The organism is Streptomyces sp. Isolate_45 (assembly GCF_024721315.2).
GTDB lineage: Bacteria > Actinomycetota > Actinomycetes > Streptomycetales > Streptomycetaceae > Streptomyces.
Genome location: NZ_JANFAK020000293.1, coordinates 1 through 5054 on the forward strand (window position 1 = coordinate 1; position 5054 = coordinate 5054).

The following is a 5054-nucleotide window of genomic DNA, read 5'->3' on the forward strand; positions in this document are numbered from 1 at the left end:
CAGGAAGTCCGGCCGCACACCCCACGATTCGAGCAGCCGGAACAACGCCACCTCGACCGCGAACAACGCCGGCTGGGCGTACTCCGTACGGTCCAACAGACCGGCATCCTCGCCGAACAGCACCGTCTTCAACGACACTTCGAGGCCCAGCCGATCACCCACCGCGTCCAACGCGGCGGCGAACACCGGTTGGGCTTCGTACAGTTCACGCCCCATCCCGAGGCGCTGACTGCCCTGACCGGTGAACAGGAAGGCCAGCTTCTCGGATCCGGCGGCGCCGACGGTGCCGGTCTTGGCTCCGGTCGGGACGAGGTCGCCGTTCTCCAGCGCTGTCAGGCTCCGCAGCAGCTTCTCGCGGTTCGCGGCGACGACGACGGCTCGGTGGTCGAACGAGGCGCGTCGGCCGGCCAGCGAGTAGGCCACGTCCACGGCTGCGAGTTCGGGCTCGTCCGTCAGGTGGGCCCGCAGGCGGGCGGCCTGGTCGCGCAGCGCGTCCGCGGACTTCGCGGAGAGCACGTACGGCAGGACGGAGGGAGCCGCGGGGGTTGGGACGGGCTCGGGGGTGTCCTCGTCCGGGGCCTGCTCGATGATGGTGTGCGCGTTGGTACCGCTGATGCCGAACGAGGAGACCGCCGCGCGGCGCGGGCGGCCCGTCTCCGGCCAGGCCACCGACTCCGTGAGCAGGGAGACGGCACCCTCGGACCATTCGACGTGCGGGGACGGCTCGTCCACGTGCAGCGTCTTGGGTACCGTCCCGTGCCGCATCGCCTGGACCATCTTGATGATGCCCGCGACGCCGGCGGCGGCCTGTGTGTGGCCCATGTTCGACTTGATCGAACCGAGGAGCAGCGGCCGGTTCGCGGTGCGCTCCTGGCCGTAGGTGGCCAGGAGGGCCTGGGCCTCGATCGGGTCCCCGAGGGTCGTGCCCGTACCGTGCGCCTCGACGACATCGACGTCGGCGGCCGACAGACCCGCGTTGGCCAGGGCCTGGCGGATGACGCGCTGCTGCGACGGACCGTTGGGAGCCGTCAGGCCGTTGGAGGCGCCGTCCTGGTTGATCGCCGTACCCCGGACCACGGCCAGCACCGGGTGACCGTTGCGGCGGGCGTCCGAGAGCCGCTCCACGAGCAGCATGCCGACGCCCTCACCCCACGCGGTGCCGTCGGCGGCGGCCGCGAACGGCTTGCAGCGGCCGTCGGTGGCGAGGCCGCGCTGCCGGCTGAAGGCGATGAAAGTGCCGGGGGTGGCCATCACGGTCACACCGCCGGCGAGCGCGAGGTCGCATTCGCCGCTGCGGAGGGCCTGTGCCGCGAGGTGCAGCGTGACGAGGGAGGAGGAGCAGGCGGTGTCGACGGTGACGGCCGGGCCTTCGAGGCCGAAGGTGTAGGAGACGCGGCCCGAGGCGACACTGCCCGAGCTGGAGGTCCCCATGTACCCTTCGAGGCCCTCCGGGGCCCGGTGGAGAAGGGTGCCGTAGTCGTTGTACATGACACCGGCGAACACCCCGGTCCGGCTGCCGCGCACCGACGCCGGATCGATGCCGGCCCGCTCGAACGCCTCCCACGAAGTCTCCAGCAGCAGCCGTTGCTGCGGGTCGGTGGCAAGGGCCTCACGCGGGGAGATCCCGAAGAACGTCGGATCGAAGTGGTGCGCGTCGTGCAGGAAACCACCGGCAGTGCTGTAGCTGGTGCCCTGTCGGTCCGGGTCGGGGTCGAAGAGGCCCTCGATGTCCCAGCCACGGTCGGTGGGCATGTCGGTGATGGCGTCCCTGCCGTCGCGGACGAGTCGCCACAGGTCCTCGGGTGACCGGACGTCACCGGGGAATCGGCAGGCCATGGCGACGATCGCGATGGGCTCGTCGTCGTGCGCGGAGGACACGACCGGGGCCGCGGACATCGCCTGACTGCCGAGGAGTTCGGCGTGCAGGAACTCCGCCAGGACGGTGGGCGTCGGATAGTCGAAGACGAGAGTGGCGGGCAGTCGCACACCGGTTGCGGCACCGAGGCGGTTGCGCAGCTCGACGGCCGTCAGCGAGTCGAAGCCGACCTCGCTGAACGACCGCGCCGGATCCACCGCCTCCGGCCCGGCGAAACCGAGAACGGCAGCCACCTGACCACGGACCAGCCCCAGTACGGCGGCGGGCTGCTGGTCCAGCGGCAGCGCGGCCACCTGCCGGGCGAACGCACCACCAGCACCCCGCGCGGCCCGGCGGGTGGGTGTGCGGACGAGGCCGGAGAGCAGCGGCGGGAGCATGCCGGCGCCCGCAGCTGCGCGCAGGGCCGTCAGGTCCAGCTTGACCGGCACCAGCAGTGACTGTCCGGTGGCCGGCGCGGCGTCGAACAGGGCCACACCCTCCGCGGCCGTCAGGGCGTTCACGCCACCCCGGCCGAGCCGGGAGACGTCCTCGGCGTCGAGGGTGTCCCCCATGCCGCCCGTCTCGGCCCACAGTCCCCAGGCGAGGGAAGTGGCCACCAGGCCCTGGGCGTTGCGGTGAGCGGACAAGGCATCCAGGAAGGTGTTGGCCGCCGCGTAGTTGGCCTGCCCGGCGCCACCGAACACACCGGCGGCGGAGGAGAACAGCACGAAGGCCGACAGGTCGAGGTCGCGGGTCAGCTCGTGCAGGTTCCAGGCCGCGTCGACCTTGGGGCGGAGGACCGCCGACAGGCGCTCGCCGGTCAGGGAACCGATGACACCGTCGTCCAGGACACCGGCCGTGTGCACGACACCCGTCAGCGGATGCTCCGCCGGGACAGCGGCCAGTACGGCCGCCAGCGCGGCACGGTCGGCGACGTCACACGCGGCCCACGACACCTCGGCACCCAGACCGGCCAGCTCCGCCGACAACTCGGACGCGCCCTCGGCCGCCCCACCACGACGACTCACCAGCAACAGGTTCCGCACACCATGCTCGGCCACCAGGTGACGGGCGAAGAGCCCACCCAGCGAACCACTCGCACCCGTCACCAGCACCGTGCCCGCGGGATCCCACTCCGGAGTGGGGGCGTCCACGCCGACCGACGCACGCACCAGCCTCGGCACCAGGACGGCGCCCTCGCGCACCGCGACCTCGGACTCGCCCGAGGCGAGGGCGGCGGCCAGGGCCTCACGCACGTCACCGTCGGCATCGACGTCCACGTCGACCAGCACGATGCGGCCCGGGTTCTCCGACTGCGCCGAACGCACGAGACCCCGTACGGCGGCCCGTGCCGGATCCGGGATGCCCTCGGCGGGTGTGGCGGCCACCGCGCCCCGGGTGAGGAACACGAGACGCGAGTCCGTGAACCGGTCGTCGCCCAGCCATTCCTTGAGCAGCGCCAGGACCCGACCGGTCTCGGCGTGCGCCGCGTCGGCGACGCTCCCGCCGACCGGTTCCAGGCACGGCACGACCAGTACGGGCGGGATCTCGCCGCCTTCGGCGACGGCCACACCCAGCCCGGCGAGATCGGCGAACACCTGTGTGCCGTCGCCCAGCATCAGCCAGTCGTCGACGGAGCCCGCCGGGGCGGTCGACTCCGCCCACTCCACACGGAACAGGGAGTCGCCGTGGCCACCGGCCGGCCCGCCGAGCTGCTCGGGCGAGAAGGCGCGCAGGGCAAGGCTGTGCACGGTCGCGACGGGAGCACCGTCGATGTCGGCGAAGTCCAGTCGCACGGACTGCTGTCCGGCCTTGGAGAGTCGTACGCGCAGCGTGTCCGCTCCGCCGGCGTGGACGGAAACCCCGGACCAGGAGAACGGAAGCCTCGCCCGGCCGGTGTCCTCCACGAGCGAGCCGAGGCTGATGGCGTGGAGGGCGGAGTCGAGGAGTGCCGGGTGGATCGTGAACCGGTCCGCCCCCGGGGTGGTTCCGTCACCGAGGCTCACCTCGGCGAACACCTCCTCACCATGCCGCCACGCGGCGCGCAGACCCTGGAACACCGGACCGTAACCGAAACCGGAATCCGCCAGACCCTCATACAGGCCCTCAACGTCAACAACCTCCGCCCCGACCGGCGGCCAGGCCGCCAAATCGAAGACCGGCGTCCCGCCCTCGCCCTCACCCTCCAGCAAGGTCGCCGTCGCGTTACGGATCCACGGCTCGTCCTCGGCCGCCAAACCGTCACGGGAATGGAAGAACACCGAACGCCGACCCGACTCGTCCGGGCCGCCCACGGTGATCTGAAGCTCGATGCCACCCTCCTCGGGCAACACCAACGGCGCCGCAAGGGTCAGTTCGTCGATCAGGCCGTATCCGACCTGATCACCGGCACGCAGCGCCAGTTCGACGAAGGCCGTGCCCGGCAGCAGCACCGAGCCCATCACCATATGGTCGGCCAGCCAGGGATGGGTGGCGAGCGACAGCCGACCGGTGAGCAGCAGCCCATCGGCGTCGGCGAGCGTCACCGCGGCCCCGAGCAGCGGGTGATCGGCGGAACGGAGGCCGACGGTGGTGACGTCGCCGCCGAGGGTTCCGGCGTCGAGCCAGTAGTGCTCGCGCTGGAAGGCGTACGTGGGCAGGTCGACGTGCTCGGCTCCGGTGTCGGAGTGGTACGCCTGCCAGTCGACGGCGATGCCTCGGACGTGGGCCCGGGCGAGGGCCGTGACGACGGTCTGCGCCTCGGAGCGGTCCTTGCGGACGGTCGGCACGAAGGCGGTGGAGTGGCCGTCGTCGGAGGTGAGGCAGGCCTGGGCCATCGCGGAGAGGACGCCGTCGGGGCCGAGTTCGACGTACGTCGTGACCCCGGCGGCCTCCAGGGCCCGGACGCCGTCGAGGAAGCGGACGGCCTCGCGGACGTGACGGACCCAGAAGTCCGCCGTACCCATCTCGCCTTCGGCGATCAGGCCGCCGGTCAGGTTCGAGACGATCGGAATGCGCGGGGCGGCGAAGGACAGCCCCTCCACCACCCGGCGGAAGTCATCCAACATGCCGTCCATGAGCGGCGAGTGGAACGCGTGACTGACCGTCAGACGCTTGCTCTTCCGGCCGGTCAGAGCCGTCAAGACCGCCGTCGCCGCGTCCTCGTCACCGGCGATCACGACCGAGCGCGGCCCGTTGATCGCCGCGACGCTCACGCGGT

The 5054-nt window shown here is 71.9% G+C and carries 1 protein-coding gene; it reads right to left on the reverse strand.

The genetic code is table 11. From position 1 onward, the window contains the following. Positions 1 to 5054: type I polyketide synthase (locus NOD94_RS40170; RefSeq protein ID WP_281211191.1), on the reverse strand; the 5054-nt coding region annotated here is incomplete at both ends.